At 67.1% G+C, this 23854-nt stretch carries 22 protein-coding genes; 5 read left to right on the top strand and 17 right to left on the bottom strand.

Annotated features, from left to right (window positions below; translation table 11 throughout):
- Positions 1–259: 259 nt before the first annotated feature.
- The 6 genes from HBB12_RS12505 to HBB12_RS12480 form a co-directional block, all read right to left on the bottom strand.
- Positions 260–1174 (bottom strand): DMT family transporter, encoded by a 915-nt coding sequence (locus tag HBB12_RS12505; protein WP_236989642.1) that lies wholly within the window; start codon positions 1172–1174, stop codon positions 260–262.
- Between the two features lie 857 nt (positions 1175–2031).
- Positions 2032–3375, bottom strand: coding sequence for an aspartate aminotransferase family protein (locus HBB12_RS12500; RefSeq protein WP_236989641.1), 1344 nt, complete (start codon positions 3373–3375; stop codon positions 2032–2034).
- The gene (locus HBB12_RS12495) at positions 3372–3800 is read right to left on the bottom strand and encodes a RidA family protein (protein WP_236989640.1); all 429 of its coding nucleotides are present in this window, start codon (positions 3798–3800) and stop codon (positions 3372–3374) included. The genes HBB12_RS12500 and HBB12_RS12495 overlap by 4 nt, the downstream gene beginning before the upstream one ends.
- Positions 3801–3852: 52 nt before the next feature.
- Positions 3853–5004, bottom strand: a complete 1152-nt coding sequence (locus tag HBB12_RS12490) for a Rossmann-fold NAD(P)-binding domain-containing protein (RefSeq protein WP_236989639.1) — start codon at positions 5002–5004, stop codon at positions 3853–3855.
- Between the two features lie 76 nt (positions 5005–5080).
- Positions 5081–5866: a HalD/BesD family halogenase gene (locus tag HBB12_RS12485; protein WP_236989638.1), complete on the bottom strand. Its 786-nt coding sequence runs from the start codon at positions 5864–5866 to the stop codon at positions 5081–5083.
- 64 nt (positions 5867–5930) lie between these two features.
- Positions 5931–6791: a 2OG-Fe dioxygenase family protein gene (locus HBB12_RS12480; protein WP_236989637.1), complete on the bottom strand. Its 861-nt coding sequence runs from the start codon at positions 6789–6791 to the stop codon at positions 5931–5933.
- 85 nt (positions 6792–6876) lie between these two features.
- On the opposite strand from HBB12_RS12480, the gene HBB12_RS12475 reads away from it, so the two are divergent.
- A complete protein-coding gene (locus HBB12_RS12475; RefSeq protein WP_236989636.1) occupies positions 6877–7188 on the top strand; it encodes a hypothetical protein in 312 nt (103 codons plus the stop codon).
- Positions 7189–7887: 699 nt separating this feature from the next.
- Positions 7888–8112: a hypothetical protein gene (locus tag HBB12_RS12470; protein ID WP_236989635.1), complete on the top strand. Its 225-nt coding sequence runs from the start codon at positions 7888–7890 to the stop codon at positions 8110–8112.
- Between the two features lie 273 nt (positions 8113–8385).
- On the opposite strand, the gene guaB is transcribed toward HBB12_RS12470, so the two are convergent.
- The 7 genes from guaB to minC form a co-directional block, all read right to left on the bottom strand.
- Positions 8386–9879, bottom strand: coding sequence for an IMP dehydrogenase (gene guaB / locus HBB12_RS12465; RefSeq protein WP_236989634.1), 1494 nt, complete (start codon positions 9877–9879; stop codon positions 8386–8388).
- A gap of 389 nt (positions 9880–10268) precedes the next feature.
- Entirely contained in the window at positions 10269–11759 is a 1491-nt protein-coding gene (locus tag HBB12_RS12460; RefSeq protein WP_236989633.1) for a flavin-containing monooxygenase, read from the bottom strand.
- Positions 11756–12658, bottom strand: coding sequence for an alpha/beta hydrolase (locus HBB12_RS12455; RefSeq protein ID WP_236989632.1), 903 nt, complete (start codon positions 12656–12658; stop codon positions 11756–11758). The genes HBB12_RS12460 and HBB12_RS12455 overlap by 4 nt, the downstream gene beginning before the upstream one ends.
- A gap of 3 nt (positions 12659–12661) precedes the next feature.
- Complete coding sequence (locus HBB12_RS12450) at positions 12662–13480, bottom strand: SDR family NAD(P)-dependent oxidoreductase (RefSeq protein ID WP_236989631.1); 819 nt, start codon at positions 13478–13480, stop codon at positions 12662–12664.
- 84 nt (positions 13481–13564) lie between these two features.
- Positions 13565–13825 carry a cell division topological specificity factor MinE gene (minE, locus tag HBB12_RS12445; protein ID WP_236989630.1) on the bottom strand — a complete coding sequence of 87 codons (261 nt, stop codon included), beginning with the start codon at positions 13823–13825 and terminating at the stop codon, positions 13565–13567.
- Complete coding sequence (minD, locus tag HBB12_RS12440; protein ID WP_236989625.1) at positions 13822–14637, bottom strand: septum site-determining protein MinD; 816 nt, start codon at positions 14635–14637, stop codon at positions 13822–13824. Before minD ends, minE begins: the two co-directional genes overlap by 4 nt.
- A 140-nt stretch (positions 14638–14777) precedes the next feature.
- On the bottom strand, positions 14778–15569 hold the full coding sequence (gene minC / locus HBB12_RS12435; protein ID WP_236989623.1) for a septum site-determining protein MinC: 792 nt from the start codon (positions 15567–15569) through the stop codon (positions 14778–14780).
- Positions 15570–15800: 231 nt separating this feature from the next.
- On the opposite strand from minC, the gene HBB12_RS12430 reads away from it, so the two are divergent.
- The 3 genes from HBB12_RS12430 (at position 15801) to fhuF (ending at position 19699) form a co-directional block, all read left to right on the top strand.
- Complete coding sequence (locus tag HBB12_RS12430; RefSeq protein WP_236989622.1) at positions 15801–17570, top strand: hypothetical protein; 1770 nt, start codon at positions 15801–15803, stop codon at positions 17568–17570.
- Between the two features lie 171 nt (positions 17571–17741).
- Positions 17742–18992 carry an MFS transporter gene (locus HBB12_RS12425; protein ID WP_236989621.1) on the top strand — a complete coding sequence of 417 codons (1251 nt, stop codon included), beginning with the start codon at positions 17742–17744 and terminating at the stop codon, positions 18990–18992.
- Complete coding sequence (fhuF, locus tag HBB12_RS12420) at positions 18989–19699, top strand: siderophore-iron reductase FhuF (protein WP_236989620.1); 711 nt, start codon at positions 18989–18991, stop codon at positions 19697–19699. Before HBB12_RS12425 ends, fhuF begins: the two co-directional genes overlap by 4 nt.
- Before the next feature lie 10 nt (positions 19700–19709).
- Here fhuF and HBB12_RS12415 read toward each other — a convergent pair whose 3' ends face one another.
- From HBB12_RS12415 to HBB12_RS12400, 4 genes are all read right to left on the bottom strand, one after another.
- The gene (locus tag HBB12_RS12415) at positions 19710–20885 is read right to left on the bottom strand and encodes a glutathionylspermidine synthase family protein (RefSeq protein WP_236989619.1); all 1176 of its coding nucleotides are present in this window, start codon (positions 20883–20885) and stop codon (positions 19710–19712) included.
- Positions 20885–21535, bottom strand: coding sequence for a DUF1190 domain-containing protein (locus tag HBB12_RS12410; protein WP_236989618.1), 651 nt, complete (start codon positions 21533–21535; stop codon positions 20885–20887). Before HBB12_RS12410 ends, HBB12_RS12415 begins: the two co-directional genes overlap by 1 nt.
- A gap of 24 nt (positions 21536–21559) precedes the next feature.
- Complete coding sequence (locus HBB12_RS12405) at positions 21560–21958, bottom strand: DUF350 domain-containing protein (protein WP_236989617.1); 399 nt, start codon at positions 21956–21958, stop codon at positions 21560–21562.
- 96 nt (positions 21959–22054) lie between these two features.
- Positions 22055–23710: a methyl-accepting chemotaxis protein gene (locus tag HBB12_RS12400; RefSeq protein ID WP_236989616.1), complete on the bottom strand. Its 1656-nt coding sequence runs from the start codon at positions 23708–23710 to the stop codon at positions 22055–22057.
- Positions 23711–23854 lie beyond the last annotated feature (144 nt).

Below are 23854 nucleotides of genomic sequence, written 5' to 3'. Positions count from 1 at the left end.
GGGCTACACTCGGCGCGGCAAACAGCGGCCCGATCTGATTTTCGGTCGCTTGTTGGGTTCCGTCGGGTGCGCTCCCGGGGCCGCAGAGGGGTTTTCAGCCGCAGGACGTTCTGGCTGACGCGCAACCAGTTCGAACAGACGATCGCGGACTTCGTCGTGATCGTTGCGGAGACGGAGAGGGTCGAGGCGATGATCGAGTTCGACGATGCAAGCTGCGATGCAGAGAAGGACAGGATCGCGCTGCACTGCTGGGGCCGGGTCAGTCTTCGGCGGGTAAAGGGGGTGAGAGCTTGCCGCTGTGCGATCGTGTCGTCAGCGTCAAAGCCGCGCTGAACATGATGATGACGCACCCGATCGTCGACTGCATGGAAGGTCGCTCGCCGAATGCGACGTAGCCGATCCCAGCGGCGTAGATGAGCGATACGTAGAAGAACGGTGCCAAGAAACTGGCCTCCGCCAGCCGTGCGGCTTGGATGACACAAGCTTGACCGACAACGGCGACAACGCCGACCGCCACAAAGAGCCAGACAATCTCAAGGCTCGGCATGATCATCACGGGCGCAGCGAAGATGCCCGCGAGCACCGAACCAGCCAAATTGCTGTAGAAGAGGATCGTTATTTTACTGTCATGCGTTTGACTCAGCCATTTAACCCCCACGACTTCAGCACCCATAAAGGCAGCCGCAGCCAGTGCGACCAAAGCTCCCGTGCTGATCATGTTGAAGTCCGGCGTTGCGATTACGAGAGCCCCCAAAAGTCCCACGGAGGCGGCAAGCCAGCGCCGACCGATGATCGGCTCTCCGAGCGCAAAGGTTGCGATCACCATAGCGAAAATCGGACTTGTGAAACCGATCGCCGTTGCCGACGCAAGTGGAATACTGCGGACAGCCTCGAACATGAGGGCGATGCCGCCGAGTCCCGCGATGGTCCGCCAGAGATACCGCGAGGGTGCCTCCACCCGCAACCGAGCCGGCTTTGACATTACGGCCGGCAAGAGCACCAGAGTTGCTATAGCGTATCGCCAGAATGTCACCTCCAAGGATGGGATATTTGCATGTCCGGCGATTGCGATAAATTTTGCCAGTGCGTTCATCAGCGAGAACGCAAATGCGCCTGCGAGGATCCAGCACCCCGCCCGAAAGCGATTCGCGGCAACGACGTTATGAGTGGTCACGTATCTCACTCTTTCGGAATGATTTATTTCAAGTGTTTATTTTTTATCAATGATCATACAACATTCACGCCCTCCTGAAATACAATACAATGACCCGCAGAGCAATATCACGCAAGAATGCAATAATTTTTCGATGTCTTGAGATTGAGACCACGCCTTCGAGATCGAACAATATTCCGCTACGCTCCGCATGGCCACGCCGGTTACCGGACTGCTTGTAGGCGCCGAAGAGCATCTGCATCCTGGCTTCGGTCGTCGATGTCGACGCTGCCCGCGCATCTCGACCGTCAGCCACCGCGCGCGACCGAGGTCGGCCGACTGGATATAGAAAACGAGATCGCAGACGATATCGTTGGCCATTTCCATCACCTCGTCTTCGCTCTCGTTGGAGGGAACGAACAAGACTGAACCCAGGACCGAACCCAAGATCTTTTCGCGCGATCGTCATCGGGCCCTCCTCCCGCAGGAGGAGTCCGCCATACGGCTCGGGTCAGGATCCATCTTTGGAACTGGCTCGACGTCGGTCGACAGTGCAAAGCGGGTGGAGCGAGGATCCGGCACAACATCGCCCTCCTCCGCCCAGACCATAGGTCCAATATAAAGTCCCGTTCCAGAGGGGCGGTGGCGCACGCTCCCGATTGCGATGCCGAACATCTCGTCGACCTCGATCGCAGGCTCCAGTCCCAGGGCCAGAGTTGATTGTACACAGTGCGGGAAATGGCCCATGAGATCCGGTGCGGTACTCTCAAATGCACGAGCGCCGTCGAAAACCATAGCACCCAGCCACATTGCCTGGGTTGCAGGATCGACAAACTTCACATCTCCGCTTTGCAACCGGCCCTGGTAAAACGCCCACCTCATGGCTGCGTCCCTTTGGCGAAAACTTGATGGATCGCATCCTTTAGTTTCGCAGCGATCTGCTCAAGTTGTTCGTCGGACGTTATGAAAGGCGGCGACAAGAGAATGTGATCGCCACAGCCGCCAGGGAGGTTGCCGCCGCCAGGGTAGCACAGCAGTCCCTTCTCCATCGCCGCGGCCTTGATCCGCGTCGCGACAGCGCCGCCCGAATTGAACGGCTGCTTGGTTGCTCTGTCTTCGACGAACTCGACGGCCCAGAAAAAGCCCCTCCCTCTGATATCGCCGACATGAGCGTGCCCGCCGAGTGCCTCCCTCAAGAGTTGGCCTAGAACGGGGCCCCGATCGGCAACACGGCGAACTAGCTTCAAGCGATCGAGTTTTTCGATGACGGCGAGCGCGGCGGCGCACACCGTCGCGTGGCCCATATACGTTTGCCCATGCATGAAACTTCTGGAACCGGCCTCAAGGACGGAATGGACTCGAGAGGACACGACCATGGCGCCGACCGGCTGAAATCCCCCGCCTAATCCTTTCGCCACACAAACGATATCGGGCTCGACGCCTTCGTCATGACAGGCCAGCCAAGACCCGCAGCGCCCCATGCCGCACATGATTTCGTCGAGTATGAGGATAATGCCATGCCGGTTACAAATGTCACGAACGTGGCGAAAGTATCCGTCGACCGGAGGGACTGCGCCGATCGTTGCTCCGGCTACGGTCTCTGCCACGAAAGCGGCAATCCGAGCGGCTCCGACGCGTTGGATCTCCAGTTCCAACTCTGCAGCCAAACGCCCACCATATTCAGCATCAGTCTCGTCCGGCCGCTTATAGCGGTAGGGATAACAAGTCTGGACAAGGCTTCGATGGTCGTTCGAAAACCAGGGTGCGAAAGCAACCTTTCGATTCTCGAGGCCGCCGAACCCGAGAGCGCCCAATGTCGCACCATGGTAACTCAGGGTGCGTCCGATGACGTGCACGCGATGGGGCTCACCGCGCTCAAGATGATACTGCCGTGCCAACTTAAGAGCTGCTTCCATCGACTCGGAGCCGCTACTGAAAAAGAGGGCCGATCGAGCCCAGGGACCGCAGAGCCCGACCAAGCGATCGCCGAGTAATTCCGTCGCCTCAGTGGTAAAAAAGCTTGAGTGAACGTAGGCAACATCGCGCATTTGCGCGAAAACTGCCGCCGCGATCTCACCGTCGCCATGGCCGAGGCAGGATACAGCTGCGCCTCCGCATGCATCGAGATATGTCCGGCCCTCGCGATCGTTCAAAAACACGCCTTTGCCGTTGGCGACAAGCGGGGGTTTGCGTCCCAGTGTTCGGTGCAGGATCGAGTTCATGCGCTCTGCCTGCAGCAGATACAGCGGCACGGTAGACGCCGCGACTCGCGAATAGCCACGCCGTTCACACGGAACCTTGCCCCGTATGGTAGCCCGGCAGCCTGTTCGACTGTGCGGGCAGGTCTCTTGCCGGAGCGGAATAAGCGGTTGTAGATCGCGCTGATCGCGGGAAGCTCGTCGAGCTCCGCAAGCGCCAGGCCGAGGAAAACCAGATCTTCGACTTCAAATCCTGCTGCACTGAGGACGGCAAATAGATTTAAGAAACTGTTGATAGCTTCAGCCTCGGCCGTACCGGCGCGATAACGTCCGAGCATGTCTACAGAAAGCTGACCTCCAATATAGCATATATCATTTATAACGACCGCATGGCTGATTCCAGCGCGGGACGGCGGCACATTTGGTCCGAAACTTATATGCTGGCGCACGGTATCTAAATCCGATTGGCAAATTCAGCATTTACGAGATTGATCGATCATCTCATTCACCGATCCGTCCGTGGGGGTATATCGTCGACCGCTTCTGATACGTAAGAATTTTCTTGTTTTGCACTGTTCCGCGAACGATCTCGGCTGCGTTTGAAAGAACCGGATTATGGAAAATTGCGTCGTGTCCGTCAGCAACGATGGGGAGGTAGCGCAGGACTTCGCGTGAAATTTGGAAAGTTGCCGCATCCCAAAGATAGGCTGGTGTGTGGTCGACGGCGCATATCGTCGCCTGCCCATACTCGTATGTCGGATGTTCGAAGCTTGTTGTACGGGAAAAATAAAATCCCATCCCAGGGTCGCAACTGATGTCGACGATTAAGCAACGATGGTCAAAAGCACCGAGATCACCTTCACGAACATACATGAGCGGTTCTTCCGGATCTTGTTCTCCGCAATTGACGATAATATCGGCGGTCGACAAAACATCGACGAATGGCACAAGAGGTTCGTTTGAATTGGCAGGCTCGACACAACTCCCATGAGCTTCGTCACGAAAAATTTGCCGAAATGCGACCCCGGGCGGCCGCTCAGTCACCTCGCCGACGGGGCGTCGCGTATAAACGGTGATGTTATCAAATCCGCGCGCAAGCAGCGCTTCAATCGCCGCTTGACCCGCAGAGCCGAACCCGATGACAACGACAGATTGTGAGGGGCCGTACAGGCCGTCGAGGCCCTTGAGACTGAGCGCATGCAGGATACCAGCATAACCCGCCAAACGGTTATTTCCGGAGAACACGTGCCTCGAACGTTTGGAGCCGATGCCTTTCATATTCTGAGTTTCGAACATCCCCTCGAAAGTCACAACCGTGTGGCGCCGAGCAATGCAAATATCTGCGAGATGCCCATAGAGCACGAAATGCAGCCATCCCCAGAGAATAGCTCCCGGCTTTAGAGCAAGAAGATCGCCCGGCATCGGCTTGGGCAGAACGGCGATGTCGCAGGAAGATAAAAGGCTCTCGCGATCCTCAAACGAATATCCGAGATCGGCGATTTTTTTGCTGTCTAACCCGAAGACTGACCCGTATCCTCGTTCCAAGGTGAGGCGCGACCGGAGCGCGGCATCGATATCTTTTAGATGGGAAGGATGAACGGGCATACGATGCTCGTTTTCTTTCAATGATGTACCCATAAGTGCGATCTTCATGGAAAATCTCCCCCTGGCTGAGGATCAGTGACACCGCGACGCCCACTCTCCGGAGCGTCGCGGTTCAGTCGACCAGTTAGAAATCGTAGATCGCGTCCATCGTCTCGTGGCCGTGTTGGCGCTCGAGATCGCGATGGCCCGCAAACGTGAAATTCAGAATAATTCTGGTCCCATCTCGCTCTAGCGGGTACGTACGATGTAGAGTTGTGTCGGTTGCAAAGAAATAAATATCTCCTGTTTCGTGCATGTAGGTCCGGATCGGATTTTCGACCAAGTGCCGGTGAACTTCAGGATTCGCCTTATTCCAGATGGTGTGGGGGACACATTGCAGCATACCGCCATGATCGATTGGCGGTGCCTCGACGATGAAGATCAATGCCCATTGGTAATCGCCCCAATGCCAACCATGCGTGTCGCCGATTTGATCCTGACGCGTAATGGTCATGCGCTCGTTGTCGAAATCACAATCCCGCACCGCGCTCTCGGCAATCCGGTCGAGCAGGCTGCGCAAACCGGGCAACCTGTAGAGTTCGCTGATGAATGGCGAAGCGTTGGAAATCTCGGTGTAATTGACAGTCCGCATTTTCCGCGGAGAGTTGTCGGTCGTCTGCACCTTGATGTCGATACGCCTAGACCGCGTTTCGGTGAGCGCCGTGACTTCATGGCGAAGTCGTGCCTTTAGTTCGTCTGTCAGAAGATTGGTCAGGCGAACATACCCATCACGCCGTAATTGCTGACGCATTCGCCAAATCGAGTCGGAGTCAAACACATTATCATAATGGCGAACCAACTCAGCATTGGCGATTGATGGCAACCCTGTCGAGTCGAGAGAATTATTGCTCTGCTCACGTGCTTGAGACATGAAGTATCTCCAGTTTCATGCGAAAGTTGCTCGGCACTAACCGGGCCGACCATGCGGAAAGACGTCACACGTGGTGCTCTGCAAGAAGCGGAGTGAAGTCGATCAGAATGATCGACCGTTCGGCTGGCCGCGCCGGATCTTCAGCCCGGATCGAGCCGACGTGGTGACTGACGGCGGGGTCGTGGATTGCGTAGCCGGCATGCGCCTGTTCCAACGTGAACCGCGCGAAGATGTCTTTTTCTTCTAGTTCGTCGGGGTGGACGCCAGCGTGAATGGGCGCCGCAATAGCATTCTCTCCACCGATGCAATTCTCGCGACGAAACAAATGTGCGAATGTGAAACGCTCGCCATCTTGGTGCAAGTGATCGGGTGTCGAGAAGGCAGCGAGTTCACCTGGGGCTACCAACAGCTTGACAAGACTGATGCCGAGCTGATGCGGTTGACGCGCTTCGTACTCGTCCCAGAAGGTCCGTGCGAAGTCGCTCTGGACGAGATGCTGCAGGTAGCAGCCCGTGAGTACATCATGGCTGACCGCCCTGAATCTGCGACGTGTATCGGTGAAGCCAGGGTGGTAACGCCCCTGATAATATTCCGTCTGCGGATGTCCGTCCTCGCTGACGGCCGGCGGAAGCCACTCGACGCGCCGGTTCCACGGCATGAATACGCCGCGGGAATGTGCCCGAAACCGATTTGCGCCGCGACCGTACGGATCCTCCGGAAGGGTCTCGAATTCGGTTGCGAGGCGCATCAACGAGCGTTGCATCGTGGCTTGGAGAAATAGGTCATCCGGGTGAATGAGGGTAAAACCGTCTCGCTCGAGAGCGCATGTCTGGACGTTACGGGATACGATAGCGGTATCGTCGACTGTTGGAATCTCGGCATCGGGGATTCGCAAAGTCAGACTCGAAAACGAGGCGGTGGTCATCGGATGAACTCCATCTTCTTACAGCCGCGCAGATACCACGAAGCATAGATTTGACATTAAATCATCGAACGCTGCGAATTGCGGCATGAAATACGATCGTTCTGGATATTCGACAAAGTGCAATTCACTAAATACTGAAATAGTGCAACAAAGACAATTTGCTTATAAGTTTTTAATAAAACTATACGACCAATTTTTAGTCACTGAGATGCACTGGAGAGGGCCAGGCATTTCCTGTGCGACATCGCCGAGCGATTTCATTCGACAGGATGTCGCTTGTGATGATTTGCGCCTGCTGGAGAATGCTCGACATCATAGTTTCCCATTGTTGATGATCATGGGTTCTATCCAGCTGAGTCTCGGCTTTGCAGGCATGGCTGACGTTCGTCAGAACTAGCCTCGAATGCCGGTCGGGCGCGCGGATCCGGCCGGGGCCGGACCCCGACATGTCGTCTCTGCGCCAAGTTTTCGAGCTGACTGTCCCGTACCCCGCGATGGGCCGAGGATCGCGTTATGTTCGACATGGTTGTCAAACTTGACGCAGATGTCAATCATGAATTTTGCAGGTCACGCAAAATGATCGGCGCTTGGCAGTTCGATGAGCCGGCGGTCCTCGAAAAGGCGCTCGATTTGTTCGACCAGCAGGGGCCCGCGGTGACGTCCATCTCGGCTCTCACCCGGGCACGGCCGTGCAGCGCGGATCGCTCTGCAATGCCTACGGTGCCAAGGAGACCCTGTTCCTCAAGGCGTTCGAACTCTCTACGTCCCGGTTCCTTGGCGCAGTCCGGCTCAGTCTCGCCGGCACGGGCGCGAGCGAAATCCTCACCCGCCTCGTCGAAACGCGGAGTTTCGCCGTCGGGATGGAGGGGTCCCGCCGCGGGTCGACCGACACCGGTCATCGCACCTGCCGGCGCGCACGGCTCAACCCGTTGAACAAGGCCGGACTCGACCGGGTCCGATGCCGTCGAGGGTCCGGACGGGGCGATGAGGCAATCGAGAGAAAATGGGGCTCGGAGACGCTCCGGTGTCGGGAGGCGGGGAATTCCCAATCCCCTCTTTCGCCGGCACGACACCATGTTTTAATGTCGAGCCGACCATGCGGCCTCCGGATGATCGGACTCGCGAGGTCGGGGCCGGAACGTGTTGCCGGGCATCGGTGCCGCTCGACAATGCCGGTTGGCACGCAAAGCCCGACCCGGCGGTGCCCGAGGGCGTGCGGCTGGTCTACCTGCCCTACACGCCCGAACTGCAGCCGGCCGAGACGCTGCGGCCGCAGGTCGATGCGCTCGTCGTCAACCGATCCATCGCCAACTCCGGATGAACTGGCACGCGTGGTCGAGCAGCGCTGCGAGGCCTTGGGCGAGCGGACCGATATCATCCGCACGGCCCAAAGGCTTCCACCGGCTCCCCGACACCGCCGAGCCGAAACCTGAGCTGGACCAAACAACCGAAAATCGTGTCGGTCCATCTTCGATCGACCGACATCTAAAGATGAGGCTATGAGCGGGACAGCCGAACGTATCGATGAACCGACCTGCGGTACACCACACATGAAGCCAAAGGTCGTCGTCTTGCGACCTTTGAGATCAATCGATCACACCCGCCCCGGATAGTTCGGGCTCTCGCGGGTGATCGTCACGTCGTGGACGTGGCTCTCGCGCAGGCCGGCATTGGTGATGCGGATGAATTGCACCTTCTCCTGCATCTCCGGGATCGTCGGGGCGCCGACATAGCCCATGGCGGCGCGTAGCCCCCCCATGAGCTGGTGCAGCACCGCCGCGACCGGGCCCTTGTAGGGGACCTGGCCCTCGATGCCCTCTGGCACGAGCTTGTGGGTGTCGCTGACCTCGGCCTGGAAGTAGCGGTCGGCCGAGCCGCGCGCCATGGCGCCGACCGAGCCCATGCCGCGGTAGCTCTTGTACGAGCGGCCCTGGTACAGGAAGACCTCGCCGGGCGCCTCGTCGGTGCCGGCCAAGAGAGAGCCGAGCATCGCCACCGAGGCGCCGGCGGCGATCGCCTTGGCGAGGTCGCCGGAATACTTGATGCCGCCATCGGCGATCACCGGTACGTCGGCCTCGTTGCCGGCCTCGACCGCCTCCATGATGGCGGTGAGCTGGGGCACGCCGACGCCGGCGACGATGCGGGTGGTGCAGATCGAGCCCGGGCCGATGCCGACCTTGATGGCGTCGGCGCCGGCATCGATCAGCGCCTTCGCGCCCTCGCGGGTCGCGACGTTGCCGGCGATGACCTGCACGGCGTTCGAGAGGGTCTTCACCCGGCGCACGCTCTCCAGCACCTTGGCCGAGTGGCCATGCGCCGTATCGACCACGATCACGTCGCACCCGGCATCGATCAGGCGCTCGGCCCGCTCGAACCCGCCATCGCCCGTGGTGGTGGCCGCCGCCACCCGCAGGCGGCCCTGCTCGTCCTTGATGGCGTTGGGGTAGGCGACCTGCTTCTCGATGTCCTTGACGGTGATGAGCCCGATGCAGCGGTAGTGGTCGTCGACGACGAGCAGCTTCTCGATGCGGAACTGGTGCAGCAGGCGCTTGGCCTCGTCCTGGGTCACGCCCTCGCGCACGGTGATCAGCCGGTCGCGGGTCATCAGCTCGGCGACCGGCTGGCTCTGGTTGGTGGCGAACCGCGTGTCGCGGTTGGTCAGGATGCCGACGAGCTTACCGCGCGAGCCGTTGGGGCCTCGCTCGACCACCGGGATGCCCGAGATGCCGTGGTGGCGCATCAGCCCGTAGGCGTCGGCCAGGGTCTCGTCCGGGTGGATGGTGATCGGGTTGAGCACCATGCCGGACTCGTACTTCTTGACCAGCCGCACCTGCTCGGCCTGTTCCGGCGGCTCGAGATTGCGGTGGATCACCCCGAGGCCGCCGTTCTGCGCCATCGCGATGGCCATCCGGGCCTCGGTCACCGTATCCATCGCCGAGGCGATGATCGGCATGTTGAGCCGGATCGTGCGGGTGAGGCGGGTGCCGAGATTCACCTCGGCCGGCATCACCGAGGATGCGGCGGGGCGGAGCAGGACGTCGTCGAAGGTCAGGCCCTCGATGATCGAATCGGTGCTGATGCGGGCCATGAACCAACTCCTGGTGCGTGCAGCACCCTTGAGAGAAACCGCGGGATCGGCTTCGCACGATGCGATCCGCCCGTCTTGAGTTGGCACCGGCCGATAGCACGCGTCTGTGACGGGCGCAAAGCGCTATCGCTGCAGCGCAAGCATGCGTCCCACGACTCTTGCGGCGGAGCGGTCCCGCCAAGCCGGCTCGATCGTACTGCGTCGTTGAAAGATCAAGCGCCTCCCCTCCCCCTTGTGGGGAGGGATTCGGGGGTGGGGGTGGTGCAGGAGGCACTGCCGAGGTCTATCCGGCACCACCCCCACCCCTGGCCCCTCCCCACAAGGGGGAGGGCAATGAGCGCGTTCTCACAACGGGTTGGCCATCAGAGGCGATATGTGAGCCCGCACGCTCACACCGGCGTCAGCACGAATTCGGACCAGTCCGGCGCCCGCATCGCCCGCTGGTAGGCCACCACCGTGCCGGGCCAGAGCGCGACGTTGCGCCCTTGCGCATCCTGGTACCAGCTGGCGCAGCCGCCCTGCTGCCAGATGCTGTCTGAGAGCCGGGCCTCGAGTTCGGCGAGGTCGCGCGCCTGCGCCTCCGGCGTCGGCTCGATCGCCGCGAGGTTGCGCGCCTTCATCTCGGCGAGGCAGGCGAGCACGTACTCGACCTGCGCCTCGATCATCAGCACAACGGAATTGTGGCCCAAGCCCGTATTCGGCCCGAGCAGCATGAAGAAGTTGGGAAAGCCCGCGAGCGCCAGGCCGCGATGCGCCGCCACCCGCTCGCCCCAGGCGCGCGCCAGGATCAGTCCGTCGCGGCCGACCACCGGCACCCGGGCAAGCGAGGCGGTGACGTCGAAGCCGGTGGCCAGCACCAGAACGTCGAGGGGGTGGTGGCGGCCGTCCTGCATCGTCACCCCGTCCGGCGTCACCGTGCGGATCGGGTCGGTCTCCAGGGTCACGTTCGGCCGGGTCAGGGCCGGGTAGTACTCGTCCGAGAGCAGCACCCGCTTGCAGCCGAGGCGGTAGGGAGGCACGAGCTTCGCCCGTAAGGAGGGATCGGCGACCTGCTTACGCAGATGATGCCGGCTCGCGGCCTCGGCCAGCCGCGTGAGGCCCGAGACCCGGGTGAAGCCGAGGGCCGCCCGCGCCTCCCGGGTCCAGAACTGGACCGCGCGCAACAGCCGGCGCGCAGCGGGCAGCCGGCGAAACAGCGCCTGGAGGCCTTTGCCGATCGGCCGGTCGTTGCGCGGCATCACCCAGGGGGCCGTGCGCTGGAACAGGGTGAGATGCCCCACTTGCGGGGCGATGGCCGGCACGACCTGGATCGCGCTCGCCCCCGTGCCGATCACCCCGACGCGCTTCCCCTGAAGCGGGACGCCGTGGTCCCAGGACGAGGTGTGGAAGAGCGGGCCGAGATAGGTGTGCAGGCCGGGGATCGCCGGAATCGCCGGGTGGTGCAGGGCCCCCATGCCGGAGACCAGCACCCGGGCCTCCAGCGGGCCGCGCTCGGTCTCGATCCGCCACAGGGACCGCGTCCCGTCCCAGACCGCGCCGGTGACGGCGGTGGAGAGGGCGATGTGGTTCTTGAGGTCGAACCGCTCGACCAGCTCGCGCAGATAGGCGGCGATCTCGGGCTGGCCGGCATAGGTGCGGGTCCAGTCGGGCTTCGGGGCGAAGGACAGGGCGTAGAGATGGGCCGGGATGTCGCAGGCCGCGCCCGGATAGGTGTTCTCGTGCCAGGTGCCGCCGACCGCGCCCGCCTTCTCCACCACCAGCAGGTCGTCGATGCCGGATTGCCGGCAGCGGATCGCCATGGCGAGACCGGAGAAGCCGGCCCCGATCACCAGCACGGCGAGGGGCTTGTCCGGCCACGGCGCGGCCGACGATGCCGTCACCGGACGGCCTCCGGCACCCGCGCGTGGCTCTTCAGGAAGGCGGCGGCCTCGGAGAGGGAGCGGCGGGCCTCGGGCAGGAAGGTCTGGGCGAGCTGCCAGACATGGGGCACCACCGGCCAGACCGTCACGGCGGCGGAGACGCCCGCGGCCTTGGCCCTCTCGGCGAAGCGCACCGAATCGTCGCGCAGCACCTCCCGGGCGCCGACATGGAACAGCAGCGGCGGCAGCCCGGAAAGGTCGCCGCGCAGGGGCGAGGCGAGCGGATCGGCGGGATCGTGCCCGGCGAGATAGGCCTCGACGAGGTCCTGGAGCTTCGTGGGATCGAACATCGCGTCGCGGCGGGCGTTGCTGCGCATCGATTCGCCCTCGCCCAGCATGTCGGTCGAGGGCGAGAACAGCACGGCGGCGGTGGGCAGCGGCAGCCCGTCCCGGCGCGCCCGCAGCATCAGCGCGAGCGAGAGGTTGCCGCCGGCGGAATCCCCCGCGATGCCGGCGGGCCCGGCCGCCGCGAAGGCCGACCAGGCCGCCGCCGCATCGTCGAGGGCGGCCGGGAACGGGTGCTCGGGGGCGAGCCGGTAATCGGGGCAGAACACCCGGAAGCCCCGCAGCGCGAAGCCGCCGGTGACCGACCGGTGGGTGCGGGGCGAGCAGGCGATGAAGCCGCCGCCATGCAGGTAGAACAGGCGCGGGGCATCGGTTGCGAGGTCGGGGCGCTCGGCCCACTCGCCCGGGACGCCGCCGACGCTGCCCTCGCGAAACACGATGCCGGGCGGCTCGGGGAACTTCGCCTGGTTCATGAGCCGCCGCACCGCCGCGATGTCGCCGCCGGTGCGGGCGAATCTCGGCTTCACCTGAAAGCGGATGATCCAGTCGAAGACGTGGGCGCGCAGGCTCGGCATGCTCTACTCCATGGCACGGGCGATCAGCGACCAGTAGCGCACCGGCATCAGGCGCTGGATCAGCGTGACCTGGGCGGCGTCGCGCCCGACGATGATGCGGGGCTCCCGCCGGACGATGCCGCGCAGGATGCGTGTCGCCGCCGCCTCGGGGGCTAAGCGAAGAAAGCGCTCGGCGGTGGCCTTGCCGCTCGCGACCGCGGCGGGGTCGAGGCGCGGGCCGGCGCGGGCGTTGCGGGCGATCGCCGTGGCGACGCCGCCCGGATGCACCACGCTGACCCCGAGGTTGGTGCCGGCATATTCGTGCCGCAGCGCCTCGGAGAAGCCGCGCACCGCGAACTTGCTCGCCGCGTAGGCCGTCTGACCCGGCGGGGCGACGATGCCGTAGAGGCTCGACAGGTTGACGATCTGCGCCGCCGGCCGGCTCTCCAGCTGGCCTAAGAAGGCGTGGGTCATCCGCACCACGGCGCGGAAGTTCACGTCCATCAGCCAGTCGAAATCGCTGAGTTCGAGATCGGCGAAGCGGCCGGCCAGCGCCACGCCCGCATTGTTGACCAGGAGATCGAGCGGCCCGTGCCGGGCGGCGACCGCGTCGGGCAAGCCGGCGATGCGGTCGGAATCCGTGAGGTCGAAGCAATGGGCGCCGACCTCGCGTCCCAGCGCCCGGATCGCGGCCTCGCTGCGGGCGAGGCCGTCGGGATCGCGGTCGACGAGGACGAGGCGGGCGCCCTTCCGGGCGAGGCTTAAGGACAGGGCCGCGCCGATGCCGCTGCCGGCCCCGGTGACCAGGGCCAGCCTGTCGTGCAGTGGAAAGGCGTCCGCCAACAGCTCGCTCCGTCCGGCCCCTGGCGATGGACATCGCGCGGGCAGGCCTTGAGCGCAAGGGGCGCAGGAACCGAGATGCCGGGGTCAGGCAGCCCGGTGGACGGCCTTCGGCAGCTCGACGTCGATCTCCAGGGTCGAGACGGCGTCGCCCCGCTCCATGGTGATCTTCACCTTCTCCTGGTCGATCGCGACGTGCTTGGCGATCACCGCGAGGATCTCCTCGCGCAAAACCGCCACCAGATCCGAGCGGCCGAAGGCGGTGCGCTCGTGGGCCAGCAGGATCTGAAGGCGCTCGCGCGCCACCGGCGCCGTTCCGCGGCGCGACAGCAGGCTCAGCAGGTTCATGCCGCCCTCCGGGGGAAGAGTTTGCCCAACAGCGAGCGCTTCTCGCTCGGTACGATCATCTCGACCGTCTCGCCCTTCAGGCGGCGCACCGCATCGGTATAGGCCCGGGCCGGCGCGCTCTGGGGCGCGTTCAGCGTGACCGGGCTGCCGAGGTTCGAGGCCTTCAAGACCTCCTCGCTCTCCGGGATCACGGCGAGCAGCGGGATCGACAGGATCTCCAAAACGTCGTCGATCTTCAGCATCTCGCCGCGCTCGGCCCGGTTGGGGTCGTAGCGGGTGAGGATCAGGTGCTTGTCCAGGCGCTCGCCGTTCTTGGCGCGCTCGGTCTTGGAATCGAGGAGCCCGATGATGCGGTCGGAATCGCGCACCGAGGAGACCTCGGGATTGGTGACGACGACCGCGATGTCGGCGTGGCGCATGGCGAGCGTCGCCCCGCGCTCGATGCCGGCCGGGCTGTCGCAGATCACCCAGTCGAATTTTTCGCGAAGCTCGCCGACGACGCGGGCGACGCCCTCGTCGGTGAGCGCGTCCTTGTCCCGGGTCTGCGAGGCGGGGAGCAGCGACAGCGTGTCGAGGCGCTTGTCGCGGATCAGCGCCTGCGGCAGCTTGGCATCGCCCTGGACGACGTTGATGAGGTCGTAGACGACCCGGCGCTCGGCGCCCATGATGAGGTCGAGGTTGCGCAGGCCCACGTCGAAGTCGACGACGCAGACGTTCTGCCCGGCCTGGGCGAGGGCGGCCCCCAGCGCCGCCGTCGTGGTGGTCTTGCCCACCCCGCCCTTGCCGGACGTCACCACTATGATCTTGGCCATTGGGAGTGCTCCCCCGAGTCATCGGGATGAGGCGGCGTCCCGGGATCCGGGCCGCACGCTCACGGGATTGGTTGCGTGTCTCGCCGGGCGGACCGGGGCGCCGGGGCGCCCGCGACGAGCCTGCCCGGCCGTCCTGTCGTTCAGTCCAGGGCGGCGATGCGGAGGGTTTCCCCCTCGAGCCAGACCTGGACCGCCTTCTTGCGCAGCTTCGGATCGGTGGTGTCGGCGGTACGGAACAGGCCGTCGATGCCGATCAGCTCGGGCTCGAACTTGCGGCAGCAGATCCGTGCCCGGGGATTGCCGCCCGCGCCCGCGATGGCGCGGCCGCGCAGGGCCCCGTAGACGTGGATCGAGCCGCCGGCCAGGATCTCGGCGCCGGAGGCGACCGAGCCCATCACCGTCACGTCGCCTTCCGGGTGATAGACCGACTGGCCGGAGCGCAGCGGGGTCTCGAGGACGAGGGAGTTCGGCTTGCGCGGCTCCGGCGGCTTGACGGGCTCGGGGGCCTTGGCCTCGGGGGCCTTGGCTTCCGGCTCCGCCATCTCGGCCGGGCGGCCGCCGCTGAGCAGAGGCGGCAGCGCCGGGCCGAGCCAGGCCGGCTCGGCCTTCTCGACACCCATGATGCGGATGCCGCGCTGCTTGAGCTCGTCGAGGAGGCCGGCGATGTCGGGCGTCGCCGCCGCGGCATCGTGGTCGCCCTCGGCGGGCTCGGCCGCCTCGGGGCCGGCCGCATCTCCCCGGAGGGAGTCCTTGGCCAGGCCCGAGACGTCCAGAATCACGGCGCGCTCGGAGAAGAGCGTCGGCGAGCGCTGCACCAGGGCATCCAGGTGCGAGAACCAGTCGCCGAGCGGCGTCTCCGGCGCGAGCACGAGCGCCCGGAACGAGCGGCCGCGCAGCGGGAGGGAGGGGCGGGTGAGGCTGATGCTGGTCACGGCGGTTGACGAGTTGTTACCGAAAGCCATGAAGCGCGCAGCGTGGTTACCGGATCGTTAATGACGCCGGCGAGGTCGAGAATTCATCGGGGGACGGGCCGTCGGGGCACAGGGGTCAGGCACAGGGGTCGGGGCCGCCCCGGCTCCGTGATATGGCCGCGCGATCGTGCGGCCGGCTTCCCTCCGCGAGGATTCCGGGCGGTCGGCTCCCATCCCGCAGCGAGGTACGGCATGCGTCTTCCCCCTCTGGTCATGATCGCCGCCTCGAGCCTCGCGCCGGCGCCCGCCCTGGCCCAGGGTGCCGCGCTTCCCGGACCCGTGCCGAACCGTCCGGCCAACGACGCCGGCCCCGCTCCGGCAGGGCCCGGAGAGGGCGGCGTTTCCGGGGCTCGCCTGACGCTGGCGGACGGCGCGACGGCGGCCCTGGGCAGCGTGGTCCCGACGCTCGACATGACGCGCGGCGAGATCGGGGGGCGGGCCGTCCCGCTGCGATCGTTCGTCGTCAGCGGGTTCGCCTCGGCGGGGGACGAGGGTGCCGCCGCCCGCTACGTCCGTGGCACCGCGGCCGGCCCGATGGCCGTGCAGGATGCCGCCGGGACGTGGTTCCAGCTCGACCTCTCGGGCCCCGTCATCCCCGCCGGGTGGTGGGGCGTCGTCGCCGGCGACGAGTCCAAGGCGGCCCAGAACGGGATCGCCATCAACCGCGCGATGGCGGCACTGGGTGCCCGCAGCGGCGGCACCCTCCAGCTTCCCGCGGGCGACATCTGGGTGGACCGTACCCTGGACAACAGGTTCAGCTACGTCCTCGTGCGCGGGCAGGGCATGGGCAGCAGCCACGACACCGGCGCGCCGCCGGTCGGGACGCGCATTCTCCCGACGGCGCCGGTCACGGTCCTGCGCCACCGGTCGCAGACGGCCGCCGAGCGCGGCGTGCCACCGGCGCAGAACTTCAAGACGGTGGGCGGCGGCTTCGACAACCTCATGGTCGACGGCGCGGGGATCGCACCCCGCCTCCTCCATGTCACCTCCGTGACCCACGCGCTGCACCGCCTCTATCTGGCCAATGCGGTGTCCCCCGGCACCGAAGCGGCGCTCTACGACACCTACCCGGATTACCGCGTCCGCAAGGGCCAAGCGCAGCAGCTCGGCGAGGCCGGGGACAATCAATACGGGCTGGTGTCGTTGCAGATGCGCCAGGATCCGGGGCGCGGCACGGGCTCTCTCGACTGCGTGAACTTCGGCGGAACCTCCTTCAACGGCAACACCTCGTTGATGACGGGGATCGAGATCATCTGCCGTCACGCCGACGGCGTGGGCGTGCGGCTGTCGAACGCCGACAACCTGGAATTCGCCTTCATCCGGGACCAGCCGGTCGGCGGGTCGGGGGCGGCCCTGCTGGTCCAGGCGGCCGTCCCGGGCGACAGCGCCGGGCAGATCACCGTGCGCACCATCTCGGCCGGCAGCGCCATCAAGGTCGAGGCGGTCGCCGACCGCCCCGGCGCGGTCTCCGTCGGCGACCTCCACATCATCGACCTGGACGGCGGCAACGGCACGCCAATGCCGGTGGGGCCGAACATCAAGGTCGACAATACCGGCAACGCGACCTTCGTCAGCACGGGCAGCAGCCTGTCGGGCCTCGCCCTCGGCAACGGCGTCGCGTCGGCGGCGACGGCGCGGGCCTATCTGGCGAATCATCCCGTCTTCAGCGCGGTCGTCGCCAACCAAAGCAACGCGGGCCTCGCCTATCTGAGCAACACGACCCCCTACATGCAGCGCGTGGACACGGCCACGAACCGGTTCCAGTTCCTCGGGCCCGATACCCACGAATTCGGCACCGCTCTGCGCGTCGCCGGCGCCGTCGGCTTCAACGGCGCCGCGCCGGTCGGACGGTGCAAACTGTCGGGTGCCCTCCCCACGGACGGGAGCGCCGGCAACGCCGCCCTCGCGGCCGCTCTCAACGCGGTGCGCGCCTGCCTCGTGACCAACGGTCTCGCGCAGTAAGCTCGGGCCGACGCCTGCGCGCGCGGGCCCTTGGCCTGCACCCGGCGGATGCGGCGGCGCCCTTGCGGACCGGGGCCCACCCCCGTAATCTGCAAGTCACTGTACGCAAAGAAGAATTAGTGTGATTCCAAAGTACCGCCCGGTTCTCACGGCAAGCGGGCTCCCCCCGCGGTGAGGCACGCCGCCGCGATCCGCAACGCCCACGGTCTCCTCGCCGGATGGCGCCCGCTCGCCCCGTTCTTCTGCCTCTACGTGACCTTCGGGGCCACGCTCGGCTTCCTGTCGGGCGGGGCGCCGCTGATCCTGCGGGCGCGGGGACTCGACCTCGGCGGCGTCGGGCTGTTGCAGCTCATCAACCTGCCGGTCGGGCTGACCTTCCTGTGGGCGGCCGTGCTCGACCGGGTGCGCCTGCCTTTTCTCGGCCGCCGCCTCGGCTGGATCGTCGCGGCGCAGGGCGCCACGGTCGCGCTGCTGGTGGGCTTGAGCTTCGGCGAGGACTGGCCGCTGCCGGCCTTGCTGGCGCTCGCCATCGCGACGTGCGCCTGCGTCGCCACCATGGACATCGCGCTCGAAGCGCTGGTGGTCGAGACCGTGCCCGCGGACAGGCGGGCCTTCGTCGCCTCGGCCAAGCTCTGCGGCGGATCGCTCGGGGGCATCCTGGGCGTCGGCGTGCTGGTCGGCTCCTACGACGCCTTGGGCTGGCCGGCGGCGTTGCTCGGCTGCGCCGCCCTCGACGCGCTCTGCCTGCTGCCGATCCTCGCCTATCCGGAGGCGCGGCTGCAGGGGGCCGGCGGGGTCCCCGAGCGCCGGTCGGGCGGGTTCGCGCGCCTGCGGGTGCTCGCCGGCCGCATCGCGGCGCTCGGCGCCTATTTCGCCGCCGCCTATCTCATCGGCGGGCCCAACACCCTGGCGCTGCTCGATCTCGGGGTGCCGCTGACCCGGGTCGGCTTCCTCACCGGCACCGTCCTGCCGGCGGTCAACCTGGTGATGGCAGCGATGGCCGGGGGCCTGGCGGCCCGGTTCGGCACCGTGCGGCTGATCGCCTTCGGCGGGACCGGCGTGCTCGCCGCCGGCGGCCTGATGGCGGCGTCCTGCGCGCTCCGCTCCGCGGATCTCGCCGTGACGGCCACGATCCTGAACTTCGTCTTCGGCGGCTTCCTCGGGGTGCCGGTGTTCAACATGATCTATCGCTGGTCGCAGGGGCCGCGCCCCGCCACCGATTACGCGCTCCTGTTCGGCGCCGCCTTCTTCGCGGCGATGCCTTTGCGCGTCGCCGCCCCGGCGCTCGCCGGCTGGGCGGGCTGGCCGGGCTACTTCACCGCCACGCTGCCGCTCTACGCGGCGGCCCTGGCCTGGCTGGCGCTCACGATCGCCCACACCCTGCGGACCGACCGGGCGGCGGGACGGGGGACCGCGCGATGATCCCCGACCTCGCACCCCATGTGCCTGCCTCGCTCGGCACCTACCGCGACGGGGTCGCCGCCGATCCCGGGGGCCGCGCGGCGACACCGCTCTCCGCCCTGCACGATCCCGCGGTGTTTAACGCCACCCTCTCCGCCTTCGAGGCCGGGCTCGGCTCGAGGTCCGGTGCGGTCGACCGGCGGGCGCTCGTCTCGTACTGGAGCCAGTTCTACCTCGCGCCGCTCGCCACCCCGGCGATGACGGCGCTCGTGCGCCTCGGCCGGCCGCTGCCGCTCACCTTCGCGACGACGCGCCTCGAACTCGACGGGGCGGGCCGCCCGGCCCGGTTCCTGGTGCGGCCGGAGGCGCCGGAGGGCGGCTCGCCCGGGCTCGCGGGCCTGATCGAGGATCATCTGCGGCCCTTCGTCGAACTGTGCCGGGCGCAATGCGGCATCGCCCCCCGGGTGATCTGGGGCAACGCGGCGGTGATCCTCGACTACGTCGCGCGCGAGCTCGGCGAGCCCGAGACCCTGGCCCGCCCGGAGGTCGCGACCTGCCTCGGCTGGTGCGGCGGGCCGGCTTGCGCCCTCAGCCCGCTCGCCCGGGCCCTGTGCGACCGGCGGCGGCGCACCTGCTGCCTGCGCCAGCGCCTGCCGGGGGTGCCGTCCTGCGGCGATCTGTGCCCGGTCCGGGAAGGTGGGCGGTGCTGCGCCGCCGACGGCTCGTGACCCGGGCCGGTCACGGGTCGATGATGTGCGGCACGAAGCGGGCCCGGTCCGTGGTGATCGGCCCGTCGCCCTCGCGCAGGCATAAGCCCGCGGGCTCGTCGCCGACGATCCAGCTGCCGATCAAGGCGTGGCGCCCGTCGAAGCACGGCAGCGTCGCGAGGCCCTGGCGGATGAAGCCCTCGGCCCCGTACGGCCCCTCCTCCCGCGCCGCGACGGCGCCGTCCTGCACCATCAGGACGTTGGCGCCCTCCCGGGCATGGATCGGTTTCCTGACGAAGCTCCCGCCGAGGGCGGCCTTGGCCGGATCCGCCTCGAAGAAGGCCGGCAGCAGGTTCGGATGGCCCGGCGCCATCGCCCAGAGATGGGCGAGCATTCCCTTGTTGGAGAGGACCGCCTTCCAGGGCGGCTCGATGAAGCGGGTCGGCGAGGGACCGACCGCGCGGCCGAACGGATCGGCAAAGATCCATTCCCACGGATAGAGCTTGAACAGAGCCTCGATCGGGTGCCCGGCCCCATCGACGAACCAGCCTTCGGCATCGAGCCCGATCGCCTCGACCGGCAGGAACGGCGCGGACAGGCCGGCCTGGAGGGCGCAATCCTGGAGGTAGGCGACCGTGCCGCGATCCTCCGGCGCGTCGGCAAAGGCCGCGAAGGCGATGCCGGGGGTGCGGAGGGTGGCGGCGACGGTCGCGAGACGCGCGACCAGCCGCTCGTGCAGCGCGTTGAACTGGTCTGAGCCCGAAGGCAGGCGGCCCCGGGCGAGGCCATCCTCGAGCCAGAGCCACTGGAACACCGCGCTCTCGTAAAGCGCGGTCGGCGTGTCGGCATTGTATTCCAGGAGCTTCGCCGGCCCGGTGCCGGCACCGCCATAGCTGAGGTCGAGGCGGCCGTAGAGGCCGGGGTCGCGCCGGCGCCAGCTCGTCCGGATCGCGTCCCAGGCGTGGTCGGGGATCGCCAGGGAGGCGAGGATCGCGCCGTCCTCCACCGCCCGCTCGACGAAGGCGAGGCAGAGCGCGTGCAACTCGCGGCTCGGCTCCTCGATGTCCCGCTCGATCTCCGCGAGGCTGAAGGCGTAATGCGCGCTCTCGTCCCAGTAGGGCGCGCCGTCGAAGGAGTGGAAGTGGAACCCGGCGCAGGCCGCGTGCTCGCGCCAGTCCGGCCGCTCGGGGCTGGCGACGCGGCGCATCAGCCGCCCCCGGATCCGTGCCCGCTACTTGGTCCGCTGCTTGCCGCCGCGACCGCCCGCCCGGTCCCGCCGAAGCCGCCGCGGGCGATGGTGCGGGGCGTCGAGGCGGTGCTGCGGGCAACGCTGGCTGGGACATGGGCCCGCGAGCTGCCGCCCGCGGAAAAAATCCGGGCGCCCGAGCCGGTGCAGTAGCCGCCGGCATATCCGCCGCCATGAGCGTGCCGCTCCTCCTGCGGGGCGTGGGCGTAGAGCGGCTGGACCGGCAGGTCCTGCTCGTCGGTCCGCCCCATCATGAAAGCGGCCATCGCCGGGAGGAAGCGCCCTTGCGCCGCCGCCGTCACCGTCTCGCCCGGGACGCAGCCGCCGGGGCCGTGATGGCGCTCGCAATCGGCCAGGGTCTCGTAGCGCGGCGCGCTCGCCGCGTAGGCGGCGCGGGCCGCCGCCTCGGCCTCCGTGCAGGCCTGGGCGCTGCGCACCCGCTCGGCGATGCAGGCGCCCAAGCTGCCGTAGACCAACACGTCCTCGTCCCGCTGCGAGGAATCGAGGCGGGCCAGCGCGAAGGCCGCGGCGCCGGCACCGGCGACGAGCACCAGGGAGATCGTGGCCGAGCGCTTGGAGCGGCGGGCCGGGTCCGGGGCAAGAGCACTCATGAGACCTCAGCGCTCATGCGACCCTCAATAGGTCATCGAGGCGGCGTTGAGCACGCCGCCGGCCAGGGCGGCGGCGCCGAGCAGGACGGCCGCCGCCATCCGGTCCTCCTCGATCCGCCGCGACAGGTCCGGCAGGACGAGGCGGACGAGCCAGTAGACCGCGATCTGCACCACCAGGGCGACGAGGCCCCAGACCAGGCAGTCGAGCACGGACGCCGCATTGTAGATCGCCACCGCCAGCGGCAGGGCGAAGCCGAGGAGGCTGCCGCCGAGCGACACCGAGGCCGCCGTCACGTCCCGGCGGATCAGCGCCAGCTCGTTATGCGCCGTGGCGAGGGTGTAGACGGCGAGGTACAGGCCGGTCAGGCCCGCGGCGGTACCGAGATAGAGGAGAAAGTCGGGCAGGCCGGCGATCGAGGTCATCGGTCCGGGGCCGCCATCGCGGTCGAGGAATCGCCAGCAGGCATGGCGGCGATCATCCGCGGGCGGGGACGGCCCGTCAACTCCGCCGCCCCGCCGTCACGCCGCCCGCACGGTGTCGAGGAAGCGCGCCACCTCCGCCGAGAGATGCGCGGAGTGACGCGACAGGGTGGAGGCCGCCGACAGCACCTGGCCCGCCGCCGCCCCGGTCTCCTCGGCGGCCTCCGCCACCCCGACGATGTTGGCCGTCACCGCGCCGGTCCCGGCCGCAGCCTCCACGACGTTGCGGACGATCTCCCGGGTCGCCGCGCCCTGCTGCTCCACCGCCGCAGCGATGGAGGCGGCGACGCCCGAGATCTCCTCGATCCGCACCGTGATGCCGCCGATCGCCCCCGCCGCGCGACCGGTCGAGGCCTGGATCGCCGCGATCTGAGTGGTGATCTCCTCGGTCGCCCGTGCGGTCTGGCCGGCGAGCGCCTTCACCTCCGCCGCCACCACCGCGAAGCCGCGGCCGGCGGATCCCGCGCGGGCCGCCTCGATGGTGGCATTGAGCGCGAGCAGGTTGGTCTGGGCGGCGATGGACGAGATCAGCCCGGCCACGTCGCCGATGCGCGAAGCGGCCTCCGCCAGAGCCTGGACGCGGGCCGCGCTCTCGCCGACCTCCGCGACCGTCGCCCGGGTCAGCCGGGCCGACCCGTCGACCTGGCGGCCGATCTCCTCGACCGAGGCGCCGAGCTGCTCGGTGGCCGCCGCCACGGTGCCGACATTCGAGGAGGCCTCCTCGGCCGCATTCGACACGGCGGTGGACCGGGCGGCGGTCGCCGTCGCGGTCGCGTTCATGGTCATGGCGGTGTCCTGGAGGTCGGTCGCGGAGGCCGAGACCTGGGAGAGGATCCCGCCGACCGACCGCTCGAACGCCTCGGCCATCTCACGCATGCCGGCGCGGCGCTGCGCCTCGGCCGAGGCGCGGGCGAGCGCCGTCTCCTCCTCCAGGGCCCTGGTCCGCACCATGCCCTCCTTGAACACCTGCACGGCGGCGGCCATCGCGCCGACCTCGTCGCGCCGCCCGGCGCCGGGGATCGCGGTCGTGGCGTCCCCCGCCGCCAGCCGGCGCATCGCCGCGTCGAGCTGGCGCAGGGGCGCGACGGCCCGGCGCAGGCTGAGCCACAGCACGACGGCGCCGGCCAGCGCCAGCACGAGGCCGAAGCCGGCCGACTGGGCCTTCAGGCGATCGATCAGGGCGTAGTAGTCGCCCTTCTTGACGCCGGCATAGAGGACCCCGATCACCGAACCGCCGGCATCCCGGATCGGCTCGTAGATGGTCAGGTACGGGACGCCCAGGATGGTCGCCTCGCCGCGGAAGGTCTCGCCCCGCACCAGCACCGCCTGGTAGACGGGCCCCTGCGCCAGGGTGGTGCCGACGGCGCGGGACCCGTCGGGATTGACCACGTTGGTGGCGATCCGCCGATCGCCCTGGAACACCGTCGCCGTGCCGCCGAGGATGTCGCGCACCCGGTCCACCGCCGGGTCGGCGGGGCCGACGACGTGCGATCCGATCGCCAGGCGACCGTCCCGCAGCGCGAAATGCGGCGCGCCGCCCTCGTCGGCCAGGGTCTGCCTGAGCAGGCGGAGGTTGCCGCCGAGGGTGTCCGTCGCGTGGCGCAGCATCTCCGCCTCGACCTCGCGCATGATGCTGCCGACCACACCGCCGATCGCCAGCAAGAGGATGACGATCCCGATCAGGCTGCTGCGCATGGCCAGGGACATCGCAGGAAGCCCAGGAGTTCGACCCGACATGACGAACGGTTTCCAGACAGGGAACAACAGTCATTCGTCGATATATAGCGCCCAGATCACTTGGCAAGAACGAGTATATCGTCCATTCGGACTAGGCAACCC

Source organism: Methylobacterium sp. SyP6R, assembly GCF_019216885.1.
Taxonomy (GTDB): Bacteria; Pseudomonadota; Alphaproteobacteria; order Rhizobiales; family Beijerinckiaceae; genus Methylobacterium.
Note: the sequence above shows the minus strand (reverse complement) of the source record. Positions and strands in the feature narration are given on the sequence as shown.